Annotated in this window: 18 protein-coding genes; 16 read left to right on the top strand and 2 right to left on the bottom strand. The window is 39.2% G+C overall.

The window, feature by feature from the left end; translation table 11 throughout:
* Window positions 1-98: 98 nt before the first annotated feature.
* Together NSA57_RS08825 and NSA57_RS08830 are read right to left on the bottom strand one after the other, a co-directional pair.
* Window positions 99-2,660 (bottom strand): heavy metal translocating P-type ATPase, encoded by a 2,562-nt coding sequence (locus NSA57_RS08825; protein ID WP_257464614.1) that lies wholly within the window; start codon window positions 2,658-2,660, stop codon window positions 99-101.
* Between the two features lie 46 nt (window positions 2,661-2,706).
* Window positions 2,707-3,012: a metal-sensing transcriptional repressor gene (locus tag NSA57_RS08830; RefSeq protein ID WP_147598804.1), complete on the bottom strand. Its 306-nt coding sequence runs from the start codon at window positions 3,010-3,012 to the stop codon at window positions 2,707-2,709.
* Window positions 3,013-3,288: 276 nt separating this feature from the next.
* Between NSA57_RS08830 and NSA57_RS08835 the strand changes: the two genes are divergently transcribed.
* From NSA57_RS08835 to tnpB, 16 genes are all read left to right on the top strand, one after another.
* Window positions 3,289-9,924: a DNRLRE domain-containing protein gene (locus NSA57_RS08835; RefSeq protein ID WP_257464615.1), complete on the top strand. Its 6,636-nt coding sequence runs from the start codon at window positions 3,289-3,291 to the stop codon at window positions 9,922-9,924.
* A gap of 53 nt (window positions 9,925-9,977) precedes the next feature.
* Window positions 9,978-11,174 carry a hypothetical protein gene (locus NSA57_RS08840; RefSeq protein WP_147598802.1) on the top strand — a complete coding sequence of 399 codons (1,197 nt, stop codon included), beginning with the start codon at window positions 9,978-9,980 and terminating at the stop codon, window positions 11,172-11,174.
* Between the two features lie 31 nt (window positions 11,175-11,205).
* Window positions 11,206-11,874, top strand: coding sequence for a hypothetical protein (locus tag NSA57_RS08845; RefSeq protein WP_257464617.1), 669 nt, complete (start codon window positions 11,206-11,208; stop codon window positions 11,872-11,874).
* 102 nt (window positions 11,875-11,976) lie between these two features.
* Window positions 11,977-12,657 (top strand): hypothetical protein, encoded by a 681-nt coding sequence (locus tag NSA57_RS08850; RefSeq protein ID WP_257464618.1) that lies wholly within the window; start codon window positions 11,977-11,979, stop codon window positions 12,655-12,657.
* Between the two features lie 89 nt (window positions 12,658-12,746).
* Window positions 12,747-13,172, top strand: coding sequence for a phage holin family protein (locus NSA57_RS08855; protein WP_257464619.1), 426 nt, complete (start codon window positions 12,747-12,749; stop codon window positions 13,170-13,172).
* Between the two features lie 240 nt (window positions 13,173-13,412).
* A complete protein-coding gene (locus NSA57_RS08860; RefSeq protein ID WP_138270964.1) occupies window positions 13,413-13,667 on the top strand; it encodes a helix-turn-helix domain-containing protein in 255 nt (84 codons plus the stop codon).
* A 295-nt stretch (window positions 13,668-13,962) separates the two neighbouring features.
* A complete protein-coding gene (locus tag NSA57_RS08865) occupies window positions 13,963-15,030 on the top strand; it encodes a hypothetical protein (protein WP_147600286.1) in 1,068 nt (355 codons plus the stop codon).
* 106 nt (window positions 15,031-15,136) lie between these two features.
* Entirely contained in the window at window positions 15,137-16,375 is a 1,239-nt protein-coding gene (locus NSA57_RS08870; RefSeq protein ID WP_147600285.1) for a hypothetical protein, read from the top strand.
* 213 nt (window positions 16,376-16,588) lie between these two features.
* Window positions 16,589-16,828 carry a polymorphic toxin type 44 domain-containing protein gene (locus tag NSA57_RS08875; RefSeq protein WP_147600284.1) on the top strand — a complete coding sequence of 80 codons (240 nt, stop codon included), beginning with the start codon at window positions 16,589-16,591 and terminating at the stop codon, window positions 16,826-16,828.
* 691 nt (window positions 16,829-17,519) lie between these two features.
* Window positions 17,520-18,119 carry a hypothetical protein gene (locus tag NSA57_RS08880; RefSeq protein WP_173753423.1) on the top strand — a complete coding sequence of 200 codons (600 nt, stop codon included), beginning with the start codon at window positions 17,520-17,522 and terminating at the stop codon, window positions 18,117-18,119.
* A gap of 95 nt (window positions 18,120-18,214) precedes the next feature.
* Entirely contained in the window at window positions 18,215-18,640 is a 426-nt protein-coding gene (locus NSA57_RS08885; protein ID WP_147600220.1) for a phage holin family protein, read from the top strand.
* Window positions 18,641-18,739: 99 nt separating this feature from the next.
* The gene (locus NSA57_RS08890) at window positions 18,740-19,111 is read left to right on the top strand and encodes a hypothetical protein (RefSeq protein ID WP_022067313.1); all 372 of its coding nucleotides are present in this window, start codon (window positions 18,740-18,742) and stop codon (window positions 19,109-19,111) included.
* Between the two features lie 14 nt (window positions 19,112-19,125).
* Window positions 19,126-20,262: a hypothetical protein gene (locus NSA57_RS08895; protein WP_257464620.1), complete on the top strand. Its 1,137-nt coding sequence runs from the start codon at window positions 19,126-19,128 to the stop codon at window positions 20,260-20,262.
* An 834-nt stretch (window positions 20,263-21,096) separates the two neighbouring features.
* The gene (locus NSA57_RS08900; protein ID WP_171026645.1) at window positions 21,097-21,564 is read left to right on the top strand and encodes a DUF5071 domain-containing protein; all 468 of its coding nucleotides are present in this window, start codon (window positions 21,097-21,099) and stop codon (window positions 21,562-21,564) included.
* A gap of 231 nt (window positions 21,565-21,795) precedes the next feature.
* Entirely contained in the window at window positions 21,796-22,212 is a 417-nt protein-coding gene (gene tnpA / locus NSA57_RS08905; protein ID WP_257464621.1) for an IS66 family insertion sequence element accessory protein TnpA, read from the top strand.
* The gene (gene tnpB, locus NSA57_RS08910; protein WP_117689872.1) at window positions 22,206-22,544 is read left to right on the top strand and encodes an IS66 family insertion sequence element accessory protein TnpB; all 339 of its coding nucleotides are present in this window, start codon (window positions 22,206-22,208) and stop codon (window positions 22,542-22,544) included. The genes tnpA and tnpB overlap by 7 nt, the downstream gene beginning before the upstream one ends.
* Window positions 22,545-22,784 lie beyond the last annotated feature (240 nt).

Below are 22,784 nucleotides of genomic sequence, written 5' to 3' on the forward strand. Positions count from 1 at the left end.
TCCCCCTTATTCTGTAAAAAACGGATCACGGACAAAAATGACCATGACCCGTTTTTTGTATTTCAGTAGCAGTGCAGATACATTTTGTAGTATCCGGTTTATTCTTCAGTAATTCCGGTTACTTCGTATCCTGCATTTTTGATAACTTCCCGGATCTTATCTTCGTCCACATGTTCCGGAGAAGTAAAAACAGTTGTCTTTTTTTCGTGGGAGGAAACAACATCCTCTGCCTGGAAAGCAGCCTTGATCGCTTCATTTACATGAGCCTCGCAGTGGGGGCACATCATTCCTTCAACATTTACTGTGATTTTTACCATAGAAGTAGTCTCCTTTTCTTTATTACTTTCATTATAATCTTTTTCAGGCAGAATGGAAACAGCCTGTTTGATTTTTTTGTCCCGGCCTGCATCATGAACCTTAAAAAGATTCAGCCGGAGGGCATTTGTGACAACGCAGAAGCTGGAAAGGCTCATGGCGGCAGCCCCGAACATGGGATTTAAGGTCCAGCCAAAGATGGGGATCCACACGCCTGCGGCAAGAGGGATTCCTATTACATTGTAGAAAAATGCCCAGAAAAGATTTTCGTGGATGTTTCTGAGGGTAGCTCTGCTGAGGCGGATGGCTGCAGGCACATCGCTTAACCGGCTTTTCATCAGAACAATGTCTGCCGCGTCAATGGCAATGTCTGTTCCTGCTCCTATAGCAATGCCGATATCTGCCCTTGTAAGAGCCGGAGCGTCATTGATCCCGTCTCCTACCATGGCAACCTTTCCCTGTTCCTTCAAAGAACGGATCACACTTTCCTTGCCGTCAGGGAGAACTCCTGCGATCACCTCGTCCACTCCTGCCTGCTTTCCGATGGCCCGGGCAGTCTTTTCATTGTCTCCGGTAAGCATTACAACCTGGATTCCCATATTCTGAAGCTCTTTAACAGCCTGCGGACTGTCTTCCTTGATCACATCGGCAACTGCGATGATACCGGCCAGTTTGTTGTCTGAGGCAAAGAGAAGAGGGGTTTTGCCCTGTTCAGCCAGATGTTCGGCCTGCTGTTTCAGAGAATCCGGCACAGAAACACGGCTGCTGATAAACTTCATGCTGCCTCCCATAAGCGTCTGACTGTTCATAATGCCGGACAGTCCGTTTCCGGGAAGCGCCTGAAAATCAGAAATTTCAGAAGCGTGAAGCTTCCGTTCTTCAGCTTTTTTCAGAACCGCTTTTGCCAGAGGATGCTCACTTTTCTGTTCCAGAGAAAAGGCAAGAGTCAGAAGCTGCTCTTCAGAAAATCCCTCTGCAGGAAGAATATCAGTAACTTCCGGCTGACCGCTGGTAATGGTTCCTGTTTTATCAAGAGCCACAATCTGTACTTTTCCTGTTTCTTCAAGAGATACGGCTGTTTTAAAAAGAATCCCGTTTTTGGCGCCCATGCCGTTTCCTACCATAATGGCAACCGGAGTGGCAAGTCCCAGTGCGCAGGGGCAGCTGATAACAAGAACAGAAATTCCCCTTGCAAGAGCATAGCCAAAGGTCTGTCCTGTAAGAAGCCACACAATAGTTGTAATTACAGCAATGGTGATAACGGCAGGCACAAAGATCCCGGAAACCCGGTCTGCGATTTTTGCAATAGGAGCCTTGGTGGCTGCAGCGTCGCTGACCATTTTTATAATCTGGGATAAAGTAGTATCTTCTCCTACCCGGGAAGCTTCACAGCGGATAAATCCTGACTGGTTGACCGTGGCTGCAGATACCATATCCCCGGCTGCTTTGTCTACAGGAATGCTTTCACCTGTGAGAGCTGATTCGTTTACTGCGCTTGTCCCTTCAAGAACTACTCCGTCTACAGGAATGTTTTCTCCCGGACGGACAACAAAGATATCTCCTTTGTGAACCTGTTCTACAGGGATTGTGGTTTCCTGTCCGCTGCGGATCACAACGGCTGTTTTCGGAGCAAGCTTCATAAGACTTTTCAGCGCGTCTGTTGTTTTTCCCTTGGAGCGGGCCTCCAGCATTTTTCCCACAGTGATCAGAGTAAGGATCATTGCCGCAGACTCAAAATAAAAGTCCATCATGTAATTTTCCACAGCAGCCATGTCCCCGCTGACCTGAGCGCCTGTCATGGCAAAAAGCACATACACGCTCCAGACAAAGGACGCCATGGAGCCAAGGGCAACAAGCGTGTCCATATTGGGGGATCTGTGCCAGAGACTTTTGAATCCGCTGATAAAAAACTTCTGGTTAATGACCATGACGATCCCTGCAAGAAGCAGCTGTAAAAGCCCCATGGCAACATGATTGTGTTCAAACCACTGAGGCACAGGCCAGCCCCACATCATATGTCCCATGGAAAAATACATGAGAACCAGAAGAAAGCCCACAGAGGCGATCAGTCGTTTTTTCAGAATGGGAGTTTCGTGATCCGCAAGAGCTTCCGCAGCCTGGGATGCAGAGGACTGCTGACTGTCAGAGCCTTTTAGGGAGGCTCCGTAACCGGCCTCCTCAACAGCCTTTATAATATCCTGAGGGGAGGCGCTTCCCTCTACTCCCATGGAATTGGTGAGCAGACTGACCGAGCAGAAGGTTACCCCGGGAACGTGGGATACAGCTTTTTCTACCCGGGCGCTGCAGGCCGCACAGCTCATTCCTGTTACCTGATATTGTTCCATATTTCCTCCTTCTGCTGTGTACAGACTGTCTGTTCCGTACACAGTCTTATTTCATAAGTTTCTGTAAAGTAACCACAAGTTCATCAATGGTTTCGTCTTTGCCTTCCCGGATATCCCTTGCCACACAGGTTTTAATATGGGCGGCAAGAAGTTCTTTGTTAAAAGCATTCACTGCAGCGTTTACTGCGGCGGACTGAACCAGAATGTCATTGCAGTAGGCATCGTTTTCCAGCATTCCTATAATACCGCGAACCTGTCCTTCAATTCTTTTCAGACGGTTTACAAGCTTTTTCCGGTCTTCCTCCGGACGTACTGTTTTTTTTGTGCAGCAGCAGGATGTTGTTTCAGTCACTGTAAATTCCTCCTTTGATTCATTTATGGCTAAAAATAAATTCTGTTTATAAACATACCCCTTATGGGTATTATTTGTATTATTATCATATACCCTGCAAGGGTATTTGTCAACAGGAAATATTCTGATAATAAAATACAAACAAATGTTCTTTCGGTATACAGATGTGTTATGGAGAAAAAGAACGTTTGTTTGTTATAATCCTGATTGTAAAACAGAGCCGGACCTGAATTACAAGAATAAATAAATAATAAAAGAATAAAGGAGAACAAAATTATGAAGCAGATGAAACACATGAAACGAACAGAGCTTGCGGATCAGCGTACTGCAAACAGAAAAGTATTTGAAAACCAGGATCATTCCAGAACAGTAGAGATTTATCTGGAGCCCGTACACTACCAGGACAGAGGCGGAAACTGGAAGGAAATGGATGATACCCTTCAGGAAACAGAAACGCCGCAGAATTTACAGAGATTCCGTGAAAAAGAAATTTTTTCGGGAATGGATATGGAAAGCTCAGTGCAGGAAAATAAAATCCCGGGATTTCTGAACAGAAAAGGGGATCTGGAGATTTTCCTGAACAAAAAAGCAGAACCGGCTTCCACAGTGTACCTGAGCCGAAAAGACAGCTTTCTTTCCTGGGGGCTGGAGGGAGGTACTTATGCAGAAGCCCGGAAACAGGAAAAAAGCGTAGTTTCTTATAAGGACATTTTTGACGGGGCAGAGCTTCGCTGCCGGATTCACGGGGAAGGAGTGAAGGAAGATCTGATTCTTCATAAACCGGAAGCGGTTTCCGATACTTACAGCTGTCTTTATCAGATGAAAAATCTTCGTCCTGTACTGCGCAACAATGTGGTTTCTTTTTTAGACAGGGAGGAACAGGAAGTGTTCTGTGTTCATGCGCCCTGCATGAAAGACGCCGGCGGCGAAAAATCAGAGGCAATCCGTCTGAGCCTTACAGAAACAGACACAGATGTGTGCAGGATCACATTTTTGCCGGATATGGAATGGCTGGGATCTGAGAACCGCTTGTTTCCGGTAGTCATTGATCCTGTAACAACTACCTCCAAAAAAGCTTCTGAGATCTATGACGCCCATGTGGATTCCTTATATGAGGAGGACAACTTCCAGAAAAGTATTATTCTGAAAAACAAGGGAGGCGATCAGGTACAGAGAAGCTTTGTAAGATTTGCGCTTCCGGAGATCAAAACAGGAGATATGGTCATCAATGCCAGACTGGTGCTTGTTTCACTGGCTGAGGACGGAAAAGAACGTACTGTGGCAGTGCATAAGGTGCTTCATGCGTGGAACTCAGATTCCATTAACTGGTACAATAAGCCTCTTTATTCCGATACTGTGGAGGATATATGCAGATACAAAGGAGACCAGCAGAAATACATTACCCTGGATATTACCAGAATGGTAAAGGACTGGTATCAGAACGGCGGCAACTACGGACTGATGTTTAAAAATGACAAAGAGCTTTCCGGATATACAGAATTTCTGTCCTCTGACTGCGACAACGGATTTCAGGATATGCGCCCCAGAATCGAGCTTTCCTATGTGAATTATTCAGGTCTGGAGGCTTACTGGAGCTATCACAGCCAGGATGTGGGAAGAGCGGGAAATGTTCATGTAAATGACTATAACGGAAACCTGATCCTGATCCATGATACCATGGCAACCGGCGGAAGCCGCGTACCCATGAGCCTTGCCCATGTATACAATTCCAATAACAGGCAGGTGAACCTGGGCTATGGATACGGATTTGCCCTCAGTTATCATCAGACTCTGAAAAAAGTAAAAATTGCAGGAACTGACTATTATCAGCACACAGACGGAGACGGAACCGTTCATTATTTTTACTATGATTCCAAAAAATCCAAATGGCTGGAGGAAGGTGGTTCGGAATCCTATGTGACTATTCACGCAGATGCCAGTGAACAGCTTGTGATCCACGATAAGGAAAACAATCAGCTGATGTTCCGAAATGGATATCTGGTAAAAGTAAAGGACAAAAATGGAAATACTCTAGTTGTTGCCTGGAATGAAGGAAGAGTCATCTCTGTTACAGACGGCGCAGGCAGAAAGACAGTTCTTACTTATCTGAAAAACAGTCAGGGCAAGCTTACCTATCTTCATGAGATCACTTCACCTTCCGGTAAAAAGAAGCTGTTCGGGTACAACAATGGAGATCTGGTAAAAATCATTGATATTGACAATGAAACTGTAAATTATACATATGATAAAAATCATATGCTTACTTCCCTGACGGATGTTGACGGATACCGTGTCAATTACGAATATTATACTTCCAGCCCTTATCGTGTAAAAAGAATCACAGAGTTCGGCGGGAATGTGAAAGGAAACAGTCTGACCCTGACTTACGGCTATAACAGCACAAAATTCACAGACAATAAAAAAAGAAGCGAAATCTATCGCTTTAACAACAGCGGAAACCTTCTGCACATTCATGACGGCTTTGGCCATGCTGCAAGCGCACGATTCAATACCAGCGGAAATCATGTGAACTGTCTGGAAAACGCCACAAAGCTTCAGACCAATGTAGTTCAGCTTTTGAAGGATCCGATCATTCAGGCAGCTAAGTCAGCATGGGGAAAGATTATCGGAACAGACGCATCAGGAACAGCATCTGTCAATACGGATCAGAAGCACTGCAAAGTAGGAACCAGATCCTTAAAAGCGGAGAGCAGTTCCCTGAAAGGGTATGTAAGCTGGGCTCAGGATGTAAAGCTGAAAGCAGGAATGACGTATACCTTTTCTATGTATGTAAAAACAGAAATGAAGCAGGCCGCAGAAGATGGAGGCGCAAGGCTGAGGATCAGATATATTGACAAAAATGGAAAATGGATTTATCTGGACAGTGAAATTCTGAAAGAAACAACAGGCGGTTTCGTACGTCTTTACCGTACCTTTACTGTGCCCTCTGATTCTAAAGATCCTACAGTACGTGTATATCTTTATTTATATCATGCTGCAGGCGTGTTATACGGTGATATGGCTCAGCTGGAAACGGGAACAACTGTAAGCAGATGTAATCTGATCGACAACGGGGACTTCCAGCTGGGAAGCACGGATTTTGAAAAGAAGGCATATTATGAAGATGGCCTGACATCAGTCGGATCTGAAAATGTAAGACCGGTAAACCGTGCTGTAACAGTAACGGCAGCAGGAACTTCGTATATTTATGACAGACCATCCCTGAATGGAAAAAAAGTCGCAAGTGTACAGAAATGGACACATCTTTATGCTTCTGTTTCCCTTCCAAATGAAAACAGCCAGTGGTACAGGGTGGAAAATGCAGAAGGAAAACGGGGATATTTTCCGGCAAGCAGAGCATTTGCATACCTTGGCGGAAATGATGGAGATAATTGTGGGGCAGTTGCGGTTACAGGAGCAATTTTGCGGGCTTCAGCTTCTGACAGTGGAGCTATTGTAGAAGAAGTGATACCCAGAGGAACCAGTGTGGTAATCCGTTCCATTACAACAGATTCAAGAGGACAAAAATGGTACTATGTAGCCATGCAGATCGATAAAAAACGTTATTTTGGCTATATAAAAAGAGATCATGTGATCCGTCTCAGTGTAAATGCTCCTGTCTGCACCATGAAGCAGGAAGACAAAGTATTTGATACTCCATCGCTGACAGGAAAAGCAGTTATTACATTAAAAGCAGGTCAGAAAATTGCAGTGCGTGGAATTTGCCTGACAGGAAATCAGAAATGGTATGCAGTACAGCGCGGAAGAAATTTCTGTTTTCTGAATGCACGTTACTGCCAGCTGAATATGACAACAGAAGTTGATAAACGTGCGGTATCCATAGTTCCCGAAAGAGTAGGCGGGCTGGATAAATATATATACCGTTTCATAGGCGATACTCAGGTAAATAAGCGTCTTACAAAACTCCTTGATCTCACAGGCAAAAAAGGAGACACTTACATGGTTAATGCCTGGGGTCGGGGAACCTGTCTTCCGGAAACAGATAATGATAAATACCGCCGCTTTGGCGTAGAAGTAGTTTTTGTAGGGGCAGACGGAAAAAATGACATTCATTATACAAATTTCAGCCCGGATATTCTTGACTGGCAGTTCCTGGGTGACGTGTATGTGGCAAAACAGGATTACACCAGCATTAAGGTTTCCTATACTTACTGCAGAAATGCCAACCTTGCATTTTTTGACGGACTTTCCCTGTACCGGGAAGAATTCGGACAGAGCTACACCTATGATGACAAAAACAATGTAATCTCTGCCGTGGATTCCCAGAAAAATGCAACAAAGTTTGAATATAATGAAAACAGCGACCTGACCGGGATCACGGATCCCAAGGGAAATAAATTTAAGTATGAGTATGATAAAAAACATAACGTGACGAAAGGAACCTCCGCTATGGGCGTGGTGAACCGTCTGGTCTATGACGGAAACGGAAACATCACAAAAAGCGGTACTGTGCAGCCTGATGCTCAGGATAAAGGTATCTGGATCACAAGATCTTTTACCACAGACAAAAACCATGTGGCGTCTGTCACAGATGCAGAGGGCAACAGAACCCTGTATGACTGGAATGTGAAGTCAGATCTTCTTAATTCTCTGACAGACGGACAGGGCAACAGGCTGAGTTATAAGTATGATTCTGCAGACCGCATGACTTCCGTCTCTCAGGAAGTAACTGCAGGCGGAACAAAGCAGGTGGTAAAAAATACTTATAGCTATACAAAGGACAAACTGACGTCCATTGACCACAACGGCTTCCGCTATGGATTTGAATATGACGCTTTTGGAAACACAACAGCCGCATCCATTGCAGGCAGTCAGGTGGTACAGTATATTTATGAAAGTGGAAACGGAAATCTCAGCAGGACTGTTTATGCAAATGGAAATGAGATCCGGTACACCTACGACAGTCAGGACCGGATGACAGAAAGCTATTTCAGAGAATCTTCCGGCGGAACAGAGCAGAAGCTGAATACTTATACCTATGATAAAGAGGGAAATCTTTGCCGGGTTGTGAACCATATGGCAGGTAAAACCTATGATCTGGATTATGATTTCCTTGACCGCCTGATGCGTGTAAGAGATGAAAAAGGTTCTTTTTATGAGTATACTTACGATGCAACAAACCACATGACAAAACTGATCCACAAGGCAGGCGTTTCCCATACTACGACTCTTTATACTTATGATAAAGACGGCAGGGAACAGACCACAAAGGTACGCGGAGGCTATACAAAGACCAGCACTTACGATAAGCTGGGAAGGGCAGCAGGTGTAACTCTCAGCACCAAAAAGGCTTTTGCAGTAAAGGTGGCTTATCCGGCAGCAAACGGAAATCAGGAACATGCCATGCCGTCAGGTCTGACTGTGGGAGACAGAAAGCTTACCTATCAGTATGACAAAAACGGAAATATCACAAGGATCCAGGATCGCTCAGGCTCCGGCGCGGTAAAGACAGATACTTTCTGCTATGACGAGAGGAACCAGCTGATCCGTGAAGACAGCCAGACCCAGAATAAGACATTTGTCTACGAGTATGATCTGGGAGGAAATCTGACTGAGGTGAAGGAGTATGCATATACCGCAGGAGAGCTTCCTGCTTTCCCGGAAAGAACAGAAACAGGATCTTATGCTTCTGTCTGGAAAGACCAGCTTGTGAACTGGAACGGCACAGCAATGACCTATGATGCAATCGGAAACATGCTGACCAGAGGAAATATTACTTACCGCTGGATTATGGGCAGAAAGCTTGCCGGGGTAAACAATGGAAAGAACATCCAGTATTTTTACGATCATACAGGCTCCAGAACAAAGAAAGTTGTAGATGGTACAGCTACCGAATACCGAATGGCAGGGGAACTTCTGGTATCAGAGATCACCAATGGACAGACCTTCTGGTACACTTATGATTCCAACGCAAACCTTGTTTCCATTATCATTGGAGGAAAGAACTACTTCTATGTAAGAAACCTCCAGAACGATATCATTGCTCTTATTGACGAGGATGGAAACACGGTGGTAAACTATACTTATGACAGCTGGGGTAAGATTCTAAGCATTACCGGAAGCCTGAAGGACACCGTAGGCCAGCAGAACCCGTTCCGTTACAGAGGATACTACTACGACAAAGAAACAGGGATGTACTACCTGAAGAACCGGTATTATGATCCGGAGTTGAGAAGGTTTATCTGTGCGGATAAAACTGGAGTAGCCAAGGCATCTATGGAGACACTGCATAACCGAAATCTGTATGTATACTGTGATGGAAATCCACTGACGCGAAGAGATGGTGACGGGGAACTGTGGATTTTAGCAGCAGTAACATTTGCTGCTGGTACAATAGCATCTGTTGCAAGTCAAATGAAATTAGATGGTAAGTCCTTTAAAGAAGTAAGTTGGATTTCCGCGGGAGTATCTGGGCTGACAACAACTATGGGACTATTTATTCCTCAAACAAAAATTTTGGCAGATAATTGGGGGATGATTCAAGCAGTAGTTGGTGCAGTTGGATCTTTTGCAAGCAGTTATATAGAAGATGAAGAGACTTTTGGAAGATCAGTTTATAATGCGGCAATAGATTTAGGGCTGAGTTTAGGTTTTGACAAATTAGGAGAAACACTAAAAATAAATGATTATTTGAAATTTTCGAGAGATCATACAAATAAAAAAATACAGATAAAAAAAGAATATTTGTCAGAATTTCGAAAAAAACCTCGTTTAGAAGAGGAGAATCGGCGATATGCAGGGGGCATGCTTAAAGCAACTATATGGACAGCAGGAAGTTATGCAGCAAGTACAATGATTTCTAATAAGATAAAAAGAGAGACGTATAGAACTCCTTCACGTACAAGCTTTAGAATGGTATTTATGGATGATACAATAGTTTATATGTATTAGAAATTGATATTGGCAGGGACAAAAACCTGCCAATATTAAAAAGGGGGATGGAGATGAAAAAGCCAAGGTCAGTTACATACATATTTGTGTGGTTTGTAGTATATTTTATAAATTTAAATTTGGCAATGACATGGTTTGCATATGATGATAAGTATTACTTTTATTGTATAGGATGCATTTTGTCAGGTGTATATTTAAAGCCACAAATTGACAAAAATATAATAAATACTGACCGAGAATTAAGCTCTTATAATCCGTTATATGTCAGAGGATATTTTAGGAAGGATGCAGAAAAATCGGAATATTGGTCGTTTCTAAAAGGGATATTTTATTGTCAAGTGGCTATTATTGTTTTTTGGGCAAGTATTTGGATTATTGTTTTTACTTATCAGTTCTGTCCTGTAGATTGGAGTGAGCGTGTTGTTATGCTTAGGATACCTACTATTGTTTCTTCGGATATAGTGTTTAGGATGCCAGTGTTTTTTTATTCGAAACTTATGATCCACAGTATGGGGATATTGTTTTGGATCTGTAATATTATCTGGATAATAATTTTTAATTATTATGGAAGACAATACTATAAAGACTTCAGTTATATGGAGGATTCACATGGAACCTGGATGCCGTTCCGATATATAGCAAAGCCTCATGGATTTGGTTATTATCGACCTTTTGATTGCAATTATTACGTTCCTAAGGAGAAAATAAGAGGAAATTTGAGGGAAGCTACACAGAAGATGGGATATCAGTATACAAATACTGTTAAAACATATGGTGGATATACAGACAGTTATCTTCGTGTAAAAAAAGGGGAATTACAGATATTTCAGGTAGTATATATACAAACCTACTCAGAAGATATTATGGAAAGACAAAACGATATTTTTGCAGATTTCTGGGGGCGATGTATTGAGAATAAGTATAAAACGGATAATGTTTCTTTGAGCTTTTTACTCTGTGTGGAACAGGGAAACCAGGAACTAGAAGAGAGATTTTGGAAAGTTTTATCTGTAAATCCACAAAAAAGGCGAAACCGTTTGGCTGCAGTACTTAGATTTGAGGGGATTTCTGATAATGGCAAGATATACTCTGGAAAACCGTCCCTAAGAGTTCTGGAGTGCTCTGGTATTATGAAACGAAAACGGAAAAAATATATAGAAATGCGGGCAGATTTCCTTAAGTTAATGGGATTGAAGGAGTGTAACAATCATAGAAGTTATTGGGGATATGAGGATTCAGAGGAGTTATAAATAGAATAACATTATTTGGGAGACAAAAGAATTGAATTTTCAAAAGTTCGAAATGATAGTGGAAACGATAGCTCTTTTCTGGGTGATCTGCTGTGTTGTTATCTGGTTTATTCACAGAAAAAAGAAGAAAGTCACAGCAGGAAAGCTAAAAAAGAGGATGATATGTGTTTCGATTATTGTTTTTGCAGGATATTTTATGTCAAATTTAGTCAAGTGTACCATATCTTTTGCCTCTCTGGAAAAAGCAGTTTCATTTTATGGAAATACAAAGCCTCAGGGACAACCGCTTATAGGAACAGAGACTGCCCTTGTTCCTCAACTTAATGACGGATTGGAATTAAGCATTTATCATAAAAAACAAAATAAATGGAAACTTCCCTGTTGGCTTTTAAATGAAGATTCAATACATAATGATATAGATGAAAATACAAACAAATATATGGTTAGTGTAATATGGGAAGGAAACACAGATGGTCGATATATAATACTTTGGGAGACAAGGAGCCAGGACTGCAAAAGGAGGAATGTAAGAGATTCAGAGAATAGCAGATTTACATATTTTAGTTCGAAACCAGTAGAAGGTGTAGTAAATAAATTTTATTACAGTTATTTAAAAGATACGCCGTCAAATTATAAACTTTATATTGATGATTATGAGATAGAAGTAGGTTGGGAAAAGTTACTAAAAGATAATCAGTGAAAAGGTCTGGAAAAGATTGTTCTTCTGGAATCTATAAGTAATAATGTGATTATTCTGACGTGAAAAGATATTTGAGAAATAAAAGAAAAGGAGATAAGGGAATTGGACTTTCAGCGATTTGAAACGATAATCGGAAATATAATGTTTTTCTGGGTGGTCTGCTGCGCCGCTGTCTGGCTGATTAACAGAAAGAAGAAAAAGGCTGTAACAGGAAAGGTAAGAAAATGGATACTGTATATTTCTATTATTATGTTGGCATCATATTTTCTTACAAATATAGTCCGTAATACAATATCTTTTACTTCTCTGGAAAAAGCAATCTCATTTTATGGAAAGACGAATCAACAAGGACATCCGCTTATTGGAGAAGAGACAGCGTTTGTGCCTGAATCTGATGAGGGAATAATATACGTGAACATTTATGAGAAAAGAAAAGATAAGTGGAAACTTCCCCAAGACTTCTTACTAGGTGGAAACGGAAATGCAGCAGGAAATTCAGCAATGGACAAAAATACTGCTGATTATAGAGCGGGTATTACATGGGATGGAAATACAGATAGTTGTTATATTTTCCTGTGGGATTCTACAGAGAATGGATGGAAAAAGAGAAATGTTAAAGATTCAGAGAATAGTAATTTTATTTATTTTGAATCAAAACTGGGCAAAGGCTTAAATGTTAGCATATACTACTCTTATTTAAAAGAGGTACCTTCAGATTATAAACTTTACATTGATGATTATGAGATAGAAGTAGATTGGAGAGAATTGTTAGAAAACAGGTGATAAATAGTAATCAGGAGGCGGTTCCCCTGCCGCTTCCTTTTCTATACCCTTTTTTAAGGGGATTTCATGAGAAATGGAGGAAAGCAAGCATGAAATACAAGATTTTTACAGTAATTGCCCTTCTAGGCAGTACGGTAGCGGAACTGTTTGGAGGCTGGGATACCGCGTTAAAGACATTATTGATCTTCATGGTTTTGGACTGGCTTACAGGCGGAATCATACTTCCGGCTGTGTTCCGTAAAAGTCCGAAATCGCCTAACGGAGCGTTGGAGAGCAGAGCCGGATGGAAAGGGCTTTGCAGGAAAGGAATGACTTTATTGTATGTCCTGATCGCAGCCCGTCTGGATATGGTTCTGGGAGTGGAATACATAAGAAATGCAGTGTGCATCGGATTTATTGCAAATGAGGTACTTTCTATTGTGGAGAATGCAGGGATGATGGGAGTTCCTATGCCTTCCATGATAAAAAAGGCAGTAGATATATTAAAGGACACAGCAGAAAGTGGAGTGAGGTAGTATGGAGGATATACCGAAGCTATAAAATCTGACAGAGGCATAGAAGGTAATTGGGAAAAGCAGAAAAAGAGATATCAGAACAAAAATTTTATAAATAAATATAGTTCAGTCCGTTTTATTGGGTTGACACAAACATATGTTTCTTATAAAATATATACAAACAAATGTTTGTATATCAGGAAGGAGGCTATGGTTTATATTTTACTTTACAGAAGAAAAATCTGAAGGGGGTAACAGTTGATGCAGAAGGAATTTAATCAGCAGAGAATTGAAATGGGAGAAAGGATCCGAAAATTGCGGAAACGCTGTGATTTTTGTCAGGAATCTCTTGCAGAAGCTATGGACGTGTCAACGATGACGATCTCACGGATTGAGAACGGGATAACAAAAATGGACGTGGAATTTTTAATGAGATTATCCAGAGTTCTGGAAGTTCCGGTAAATGTGATTCTGGGGTTGGAAGATGATAAGGACTGGAGATTCAGATATTTATGATGTGAGAGAAAACGGTTGAAAATTCAGCCGTTTTCTTTATAAAAAAGGATATAAAGGTATTAGAATAACATGGTTACTTTTATTGACGGGGCTGTAAATATAGTGGTAAGCTGTATTTAGCATAGTTGGGATAAGCTTTTAGTAGCAGCGGTATTTTGGATGTAGTATTGCTTCTTTGTAATCAGATCAGTGTTGTTTCATCCAGCAGAAGCTTTTTGTCTTATTTTCATATCGTTTTAAAAAGAACAGGCGGTGCAGAGTCAGGGAGAATAGTAGTGGAGAAGGGGGGGATTGAATGAAGAAAATCAATGAAAATAAGTTTTGGCAGGAGCTTGTTAGTGAATTTTATACACAGGGTCAATTTAATCAGGAATCCTATAATTGTCTGAATGCTTTTCTTGAGTGTCCTGAGATTATAGCAATTCAACAGACAAAAGACTTAGATGAGGATGAATGTAACAGACGAAAAAATAAAATCTTTGAGTTGCTGGATGTTCAGAAGCAGTGTGACAAGAAGAGAAAATACAGAGCAGGCAACAACTCACCAGGACATAGTCAGGTAGAACAATATGATGAAAAACAGGAAAAATATATTTCAGAGTTTATGAAAAAGTGTGCCGTATATTTGATTTTACAGAAAATGTGTCAGGATATTGGTGGTGCGTTGTTTAGGATTCAGGATACTCAGGTGAAATATGATAGATATGGGCAATATAGAAATACAGATTTGGGAGTGCATACGCCGAGTCCTGTAATTGATCTGATTGTAGGTAATATGAAAAGAGGCGAGCTTTATAAAAGAAAGCCCATAAAAATGGATCATGTGTTTAGATTTAAGTACAGAGAAGACGGAAATCTGATTTCTGCATTTTTGTATTTGAAAGAAAAGCCCCGATATTTTTGTTCAGTATTATATTTTGGTAGATATATTTTTTATTTGAAATATTCAGTTGTAGGGATGTTGGAAGAAGATATCAGCTTTTTATCGTATTTGTACATTATAAAATATGAAAAAAATAAACCGGAATATTTGGAAAAAGTAAACTGTATATCAGATTCAATGATTGCTTCTATTGAAAGAGAACATTATATTTATAAAGATAATTTTTTGAATAAATGGGTGTGGGAGCGATATCTTTTTCCGGAGAAAGGATTGGGAATAGAAGAAGGAAAATTTTGCCAGAATTTGTTTACAATAGAATATGATAAAAATGGATGTATATATGGATATACTTTAGGCCAGGATTTGGATCAAAAGAAAATGATAAGTAGCCAAAATATATGTCATATCCAGCGGGGAAAATGCTCAGATACAGGGAAAAATGCTATGAGGTGGAAATACCCTCCAAATTATTTTGACTGAAGATCAGAGGAATTATTCTATATAAACAGCTTTGTATGGGGTATGGAGTTTGTAAATATTTGATATCTATATAGAGGGAATATCTCATATTTATGGGGGAAAGTGAATGAAGTCTGTAGTAAAGCGCAGAAAAACAGTGAAGCATTATAAAATGGTTATTAGGGATGTTGTTGATACTTTAAAGGAATATATTATATTTCTTTTGATGCTTGTGATTTTACTTGTATTTTATGTAATGCGGGGAAGTTGGGGAGGACATCTGGGACTTTTTTTGGATGTTGTTTTTTTACCTGTGGTATTGGTTGGTAATTGGGGATATGAATTTCGTATGTCACAGGCCAATGAGTTTGGACGTGATAGGTATAAAGCATCATGGGTCGCCCTGCGGGAGGATTCGTCAAATCCTTTGTATGTAAAAGGATGTTTTCGGAAGAATTATAAAAGGAATCCTAACAGCAAAATGGCAAAGCTGAAAGGTTATTATTTTTGCCAGATTATTGCAATGATTCAAATGCCTGTAATGATAATAAGGAGTATATATATTATTGTTATTTTTACCAAATTGGAAAATGTGGGAAGGTATTATTCTGTTATATGGCCTGATCTTATGATTTTTTCTTCGCTAGTGATTAGCAGGATTTTGTGGTTGGCATTTTATATATACTATAACGGAATTATTAACGCTGAGAGAAAAAAGAACCAAGGTGCATTTTTTAAAGAAAAAGCAATGTGCAGAAAATGCCTCCGCAATGATAATTATGGAATATTTTTTTATAAAAGATTCTCGGAATATTTTAAAATATTTGGTGAAACTGAGGTGGCTTTTCAGGAAAGATTTCATGGTACGGAATATTTGCTGCTAGGAACAGGCGGGAATATGGGGAATAACATAAAACTGGACGCAGCAGAAGACCGTGAAAATAATAATGTACAAATACTTGTTCAAATGTACCAGCACCGTTTAAAAAAAGAGCACATTGAAATGATGAACCAGCTTGTCCGTAAAAAAGTTCACTATGCTTCCAAAAGAACTTTGCCATTAGGATTTCCTTGTGTAACATATTTTATTTATGTAGAAGAAAAATCGCAAGTTTTTGAAGAGATATTTTGTGGCGAGATTCATCAGCGCAACAGTTTCTTTGTCCTTCCTGTTGGGGTGGTTTTAAAGGAAGAAAAAATGTATATTCCCGGAATGCAGAAGGGATTTGGATATAAGGAATATGAAAGAATGAAAGAAAATATTTTTGAGATTCTGTCACAAACAGATCCCCAGAAAGACAGAATCATGTTGCCTTGTGGCTGGGCACATACATATAGAAAGAAAAGAAATGCTAAAAAATTGTAAAGTGAATATCAATTTCCAAGGAGGCGGTTCCCCTGCCGCTTCCTTGCTTGAACTTTTAGACAGTATGATAGTTATTGGGCATCGGGGAAAAATTCCCTGACTGCTCAACGGGGTACTCATGAAATTCTTGGAACTAAGCCAAAAAGAGAAAAGGGAGTTCGTTATGTGTTTATTTATGATCAAATAGTCTGTATGTAATAAAATAGTACTTATATTTATAATGGAGATTCGGTGCGTCAGGATGATATAGGTAACATTCATTATGGTTATGTGGGGCGTGAATTGTTTGGAGCAATAACCTTAGTGTTAGGTGGCGGATTATATCAGATTAAGACAGATTTTCCGGATATTCAATGGAATCATTTTTATGCAGCGTTTGATGATCCGCAAGACCAGTTAATGGTTTTATATGGAACTGTTTTGTGGGATAGAGATAATAGAGATTGGTTTTAATAAGAAATAGTAGCTTACCTGCATCGAAGCTTCTATGAAGGTAGATTAAGAGGGAAAAGTTTGAAACAAAGAAATAGTGATTAGTAAAAAGAAACCTGTATAGTAAACCATCATGTGGGTGGATTCAAAAAGTAAATATAGACACAATACCTAATCAGAAATTGGGGATAATATTATCTTCGATGGTATACCCACGTTACTATAGTGAATTAAGAGTCTGTGAAGTAGTCGATATTTTTGATTCATTTTCAGGATGTGATTTAAGAAAACCCTCAGTTGTATATGGTTTATACAGCTGAGGGTATGTGCCAGATAGCAGTTCAGGAGTATACGGCAGATTATAAGGATGGTTTTCTTACGACCATGGTGTGCTTTTATACACTTGTAACGGTCAGATTTATTTTTTTGTTGGGGCTTCGTGTATATTGTTTGAGAAAGAGTAATCGAAAGATTATCATTCTCTAAGATATTTAAAACAGAAATCCAGTACTTGCCGGTAGAGTCCATGCAAACGTCAGTACAGCGAAATTTTGTAAGACTGTCAGACAGTTCCTGCAATCCTTTTGTAAAGGAAAAGAAATGAGTTAGCTTGTATTTAGTATGGCTATTGGAAGTAGATTAGGAAGTGAGAGTCGGACAAAGGGGTTTATTCTCCTCATAGGTGCCTTTCGCAGAAAGACGGGGTATATATATGAAAAATAATAAATTTATTAGGTTCAGTTTTTGGTTTATAGTAGGACACTTTATTTATATGTGGCATTCAGATTATATTGTACAAAAGTTCTTTATATTAGGTTTACTGCTGTTTCTGATTTGCTTGATTATGAGTTTGGGATTAATATTTATGCTTTTTAGAAGAATGTTTGTAAAACAGTACAATATTTTGCAAAAGTTTATTTTACTTGTGGCTTTAGGGTATTTTATTTGGTGGTTAAATGGAGGAATTGATGATTTAAAGTATCAAGTATACAAAGAAAAACGAGAAGAAGTAGTGAAAATGATTTTAGAAGGAGAAATTAAAAAAGAAGTGAGTTCTAAGTTAATTGATTTGCCCGAGAAGTATAAAATAATTTCCAGTGGCGGTGATATTTTATACTTGGAAAGTCCTTTGAGTGATAGCGTTTTTGGATTTTGGGAAACCAGAGGGATTGTTAGTAGCGGATCTACAATGTATATATATAGTTGTCAGGAAGAGAACCAATTAAAAAAGATAATAAGGAATAATTTATATTATGAACAAATAGAGATTAAGCAACTCGATCCATTATGGTATTATGTAAAATTACAGTAATTTTTATAAAATCAATTAAGGAGGCGGTTTATCCTGCCGCTTCCTTTTCTATACCTTTTTTAAGGGGATTTCATGAGAAATGGAGGAAAGCAAGCATGAAATATAAGATTTTTACAGTAATTGCCTTTCTAGGCAGTACGGTAGCGGAACTGTTTGGAGGCTGGGATACCGCGTTAAAGACATTATTGATCTTTATGGTTTTGGACTGGCTTACAGGCGGAATCATACTTCCGGCTGTGTTCCGCAAAAGTCCAAAGTCGCCTAACGGAGCGTTGGAGAGCAGAGCCGGATGGAAAGGGCTTTGCAGGAAAGGAATGACTTTATTGTATGTCCTGATCGCAGCTCGTCTGGATATGGTTCTGGGAGTGGAATACATAAGAAATGCAGTGTGCATCGGATTTATAGCAAATGAAGTACTTTCTATTGTGGAGAATGCAGGGATGATGGGAGTTCCTATGCCTTCCATGATAAAAAAGGCAGTAGATATATTAAAGGACACAGCAGAAAGTGGAGCGAGGTAGTATGGAGGATATAGAGGTATTAGAATAACATGGTTACTTTTATTGACGGGGCTGGAAATATAGTAGTAAGCTGTATTTAGTATAGTCAGGCAGAAAAATATGATGAAAAAATATATTTCAGAGTTTATGAAAAAGTGTGCAGTATATCTGATTTTACAGAAAATGTGTCAGGATATTGGTGGTGAGTTGTTTCGGATTCAGGATACTCAGATGAAATATGATAGATATGGGAAATATAGGAATGCAGATTTGGGAGCACATACACCGAGTCCTGTAATTGACCTGCTTGTAGGTAATATGAAAAGAGGTGAGTTTTATAAAAGAAAGCCTATAAAAATGGATCGTGTGTTTAGATTTAAGTACAGAGAATACGGAAATCTGACTTCTGCATTTTTGTACCTGAAAGAAAAGCCTCGATATTTTTTTCAGTATTATATTTTGGAAGATATGTTTTTTCGTAATAAATTATAGAAAGGAAAGGGTGTATGAAAAGAAAAGATAATAAAAAAAGGGTATTTGAGATGGATACAAATAGTTTGTTTTCTTTTATCCTAATTATAAGTATCATTGGTGCATTTTTATGTATAACTGGTTTTATTGGAACAAATATGATTAGTAAGAGGATGTCATATAATTATTTAAGTATTATTCTGATTATCTCAGTTAATTGGCGTCCAGCTCGTAATAGTAACATACCAGGATTTTCTGGTATGAATGCACAGATTGCAGAAAGAGAAGACAAGTCTAATCCATTATTTCAGTATGGGTATATAGCACAACACAGAAAAAGAAAATGGATGTCGAATTTAAAAGGCTTTTACGTTTTACAAGTTCAGGCTTTAATAAAAATTTTAGCTTTAATTATATTATCTTTGGTTACGGCTGTGCATTGGGTCTGTTTTAATCAAATGTATATATCAAAATTGTTAGTATTTTGTTATGTAATTATATATGCATGGATGATACTAGGAGCGGTTTTTCGGTGTTTTGTAAGCTGGAAATATAATAATATTTTAAATCGAAGTAGAAAACAACTTTATAAGTTATTTATTGATGGTGAAATATTTCAGACATCTAAAAAACATTCAGAAAAAATAGAAATTATAAAAACTTTTTTGAGGGATAAAGATTTAATGGAAATAGCCAGTTGGGCGTTTATGGATTATTATGAGTTAGTAGTGGAAACAAAAGAGAGACTTTTAGATGACATACATAATAAAATATCTATACATATTTATGAAGATAGAAAAAACTACAAAACTCAGATATTAGTACAGCTTTGTGTTTCAGAGCTTACAGAGAGGCACATAAAACTATTGAAAGAAGAGTTAAAAAAATATGTAAAAAAGCATATAGATAGACTTCCTGTAGTGCCAATATGTATAACGAACATTTTTTATGTGGATAAGCTATCACCATTTTTAATAGATATGATAACTCAGCAGAATAGTCAGAGTGAATCTGTTTGTGTTTTGACAGCTGGAATTGTATTAAAAGAACAAAAAATATACATTTCTAAAAGCGGGGAGAATCAGGAAACAGAAAATTATCAAAGAATGAGAAATGTTTTTGAGGAGGTTATAGATAAGTTTACCGTAGATGAAGAAGAGATTTGTTTATGACAAATATAAGAAGATGAAATCCCCAATTTTTGATAGGTTTGAAGAGTTTTCATTTATGTATGTTGTAATGGTAAAGTCTAAAGAAAAGCTGAGAAAGAGGTCGAGGAAATAAAAAAAAGGGAGAGGGAATGGTTCAGAATTTAGGAGACAAAAGAATTGGATTTCCAAAGGTTCGAAACGATAGTTCTTTTATGGAAACACAGAGGTAAACTATACTTATGACAGCTGGAGTAAGAGTTTAAGTATTACCGGAAGCCACGGGAAAAATATGTATGCATACTGCGAATCCGGCTAATCTTGTGGATTACAGTGGATGTTTTGCGGCTTCAATAGGTGCTTTGTTAGCTGGTACGGTAAAAAATTTGTAGTAACAGTAGCTAAAAAGTGGCATCAGCAGTTGCGGGATTTGTTGCAGGATTTGTGGCACATAAAGCTATAGATTTCGTAGGGTCAATTGATTTTTTGCTTCGAAAGAAAAAGAAGAAGTCAAGATAGACGCAGACGCTATACTGCGGTCTAAGAAGCAGAGGAAAGATTTTCCAATTTATAGATACGGTGGAACAACCCCAGGTAATTTAACTCCCCAAAAGAAGGATTGGGACACAGGGCATTCGTTTTCAACAATTCCCCCACGACCTGGACGTGCAGCAGCAGTTACAACCATAAACAAGTTGAACGCAACAGGAGTAGTATATGCATATAGAGATAAGCCTACTCATGTGACAGTACTTCCGGTGGGAGTACCGTTACAAACTTGGATAGACACGGGTTCAAATTCTATTTGGACCCGGGCAGTAAAAAGCGTAGTTGTAAAATGGGATGGAGGACATTGATATGACAGTAGATATAGATACTTTATTTGTAATGCTAGATGAGGAGCAACCGACAGAGGTTCAGGAAGCTGCCCTTAGAGAAGCGAGAAAGATAAAATCCTTATCTGTATTTATGCAACCTATAGAATATAAATGGTCATGGGAAAATTGCGCAAAAGTAATCTGTGAAAAAACAGATAAAGAATTAGATACATACATATGCGAGATGTTGAAGTGGCTGCGGGATCTTAATTGGCCGGGAGCATTTTTGATCATGGAGAGGTTGGAAAAAATGGATTCTCAGTTGCTAGTGTATGCTGTTGGTTATCAGGTAAAGCAGGCGATTCTGTTAAAGGATAATGAATGGCTGACTTATATGTCATATCTTCTAAAAAATAAAAAGCTCTATGATGCTTTTTCCGAAAATAAAAAGTGTCAAAAAATACTGAAAAGATATTATGAATCTTATTGGGGAAAATTAGACTACTGATTAGTTTGATTGTAAATAATAATATCAGAACATTAGTTTTTAAGGAGGCGGTTCCCCTGCCGCTTCCTTTTCTATACCCTTTTTTAAGAGAATTTAATGAGAAATGGGTAAGCGCTTAAATCTTGGGTAGCTTTACTGTCTACGTTTTTAAACTCATAATGATAGTAAATAGATTTTTACTACACTCCGCTTGATAGGAGATAGAAATTTACTACATTTGGAGGTTTCATTATGAGTAATAAACGTGCTCCAGGACGTTCCCTGGACGAATGGATGGAACTGGTCACCGAATGCAGACAAAGTGGCCTGACAGATGCTGCATGGTGTAATGAACATGGGATATCTCCCAGCTGTTTTTACAATGCAGTTACCCGTCTCCGTAAAAAAGCCTGTCAGATACCGGATCCAGTTGGAAAAGCCAGCACTCTTGACCTTACGTCCCATAAACAGGATGTAGTCCAGATTGCTATAGAACCGGAGTATTCTCCGGCAGGACTGATTCCAGATAATGGAAACAGTCCTATGCACCTTGACAATTCACATACGATTGAAATCGAAGCAGACGGATTGCTTATACGAATGAGTAATGAGATCAAACCATTACTTCTGAAGATGCTTATGGATACGCTTAAGGAGTCGTTATGTTAGCGGACATCTCAAGTGTTGATGCGATCTATATCGTCTGTGGCAGAACAGATATGCGCAAGTCCATTGATGGATTATGTGCGATCATCCAGGAACAGTTTTCGATGGAGATCGACCATGCACTTTTTCTTTTCTGCGGTCGTAAATGCGACCGTATCAAAGCTATTTTAAAAGAACCTGACGGGATCGTTATGATCTACAAAAGACTGACCGCCCAGGGATCTTACCGGTGGCCCAGGAATAAATCTGAGGTCCGGAATCTTACATGGCGGGAGTTCGACTGGCTGATGTCTGGCATTGATATTGAGCAGCCAAAAGCGATCAAGGCAACGTAAAAAAGATGCACATAAAACTCTTGTTTTTTGCTGTATTTTCGGCACTTTCAAGGTCTGGTAAATCCGCTGTTTTGCTGGGAAAAGCCACTGTTTTCTGGTATAATGGAAACATCAGAAACAGGAGGAAAAAGCAGTGGCAGACAGTTCCAAAGATATCAAGCTCCGTGAGCTGAAGGACATGATAAACGATCTCAAAAAGATGATAAAAACACTTCAGGCAACTGTCGATGCTGCCAATAA

It is taken from the genome of Blautia caecimuris, assembly GCF_024622975.1.
GTDB lineage: Bacteria > Bacillota > Clostridia > Lachnospirales > Lachnospiraceae > Blautia_A > Blautia_A caecimuris.

Bases quoted from the DNA above. Each gene is read 5' to 3' on its own strand.
- NSA57_RS08885 (WP_147600220.1), top strand. From the start codon at position 18,215: ATGAAATATAAGATTTTTACAGTAATTGCCTTTCTAGGCAGTACGGTA.
- NSA57_RS08855 (WP_257464619.1), top strand. From the start codon at position 12,747: ATGAAATACAAGATTTTTACAGTAATTGCCCTTCTAGGCAGTACGGTA.
- NSA57_RS08895 (WP_257464620.1), top strand. From the start codon at position 19,126: ATGAAAAGAAAAGATAATAAAAAAAGGGTATTTGAGATGGATACAAAT.
- NSA57_RS08840 (WP_147598802.1), top strand. From the start codon at position 9,978: ATGAAAAAGCCAAGGTCAGTTACATACATATTTGTGTGGTTTGTAGTA.
- NSA57_RS08870 (WP_147600285.1), top strand. From the start codon at position 15,137: ATGAAGTCTGTAGTAAAGCGCAGAAAAACAGTGAAGCATTATAAAATG.
- NSA57_RS08890 (WP_022067313.1), top strand. From the start codon at position 18,740: ATGATGAAAAAATATATTTCAGAGTTTATGAAAAAGTGTGCAGTATAT.
- NSA57_RS08880 (WP_173753423.1), top strand. From the start codon at position 17,520: ATGAAAAATAATAAATTTATTAGGTTCAGTTTTTGGTTTATAGTAGGA.
- tnpA (WP_257464621.1), top strand. From the start codon at position 21,796: ATGAGTAATAAACGTGCTCCAGGACGTTCCCTGGACGAATGGATGGAA.
- NSA57_RS08900 (WP_171026645.1), top strand. From the start codon at position 21,097: ATGACAGTAGATATAGATACTTTATTTGTAATGCTAGATGAGGAGCAA.
- NSA57_RS08825 (WP_257464614.1), bottom strand. From the start codon at position 2,660: ATGGAACAATATCAGGTAACAGGAATGAGCTGTGCGGCCTGCAGCGCC.
- NSA57_RS08860 (WP_138270964.1), top strand. From the start codon at position 13,413: ATGCAGAAGGAATTTAATCAGCAGAGAATTGAAATGGGAGAAAGGATC.
- NSA57_RS08865 (WP_147600286.1), top strand. From the start codon at position 13,963: ATGAAGAAAATCAATGAAAATAAGTTTTGGCAGGAGCTTGTTAGTGAA.
- tnpB (WP_117689872.1), top strand. From the start codon at position 22,206: ATGTTAGCGGACATCTCAAGTGTTGATGCGATCTATATCGTCTGTGGC.
- NSA57_RS08835 (WP_257464615.1), top strand. From the start codon at position 3,289: ATGAAGCAGATGAAACACATGAAACGAACAGAGCTTGCGGATCAGCGT.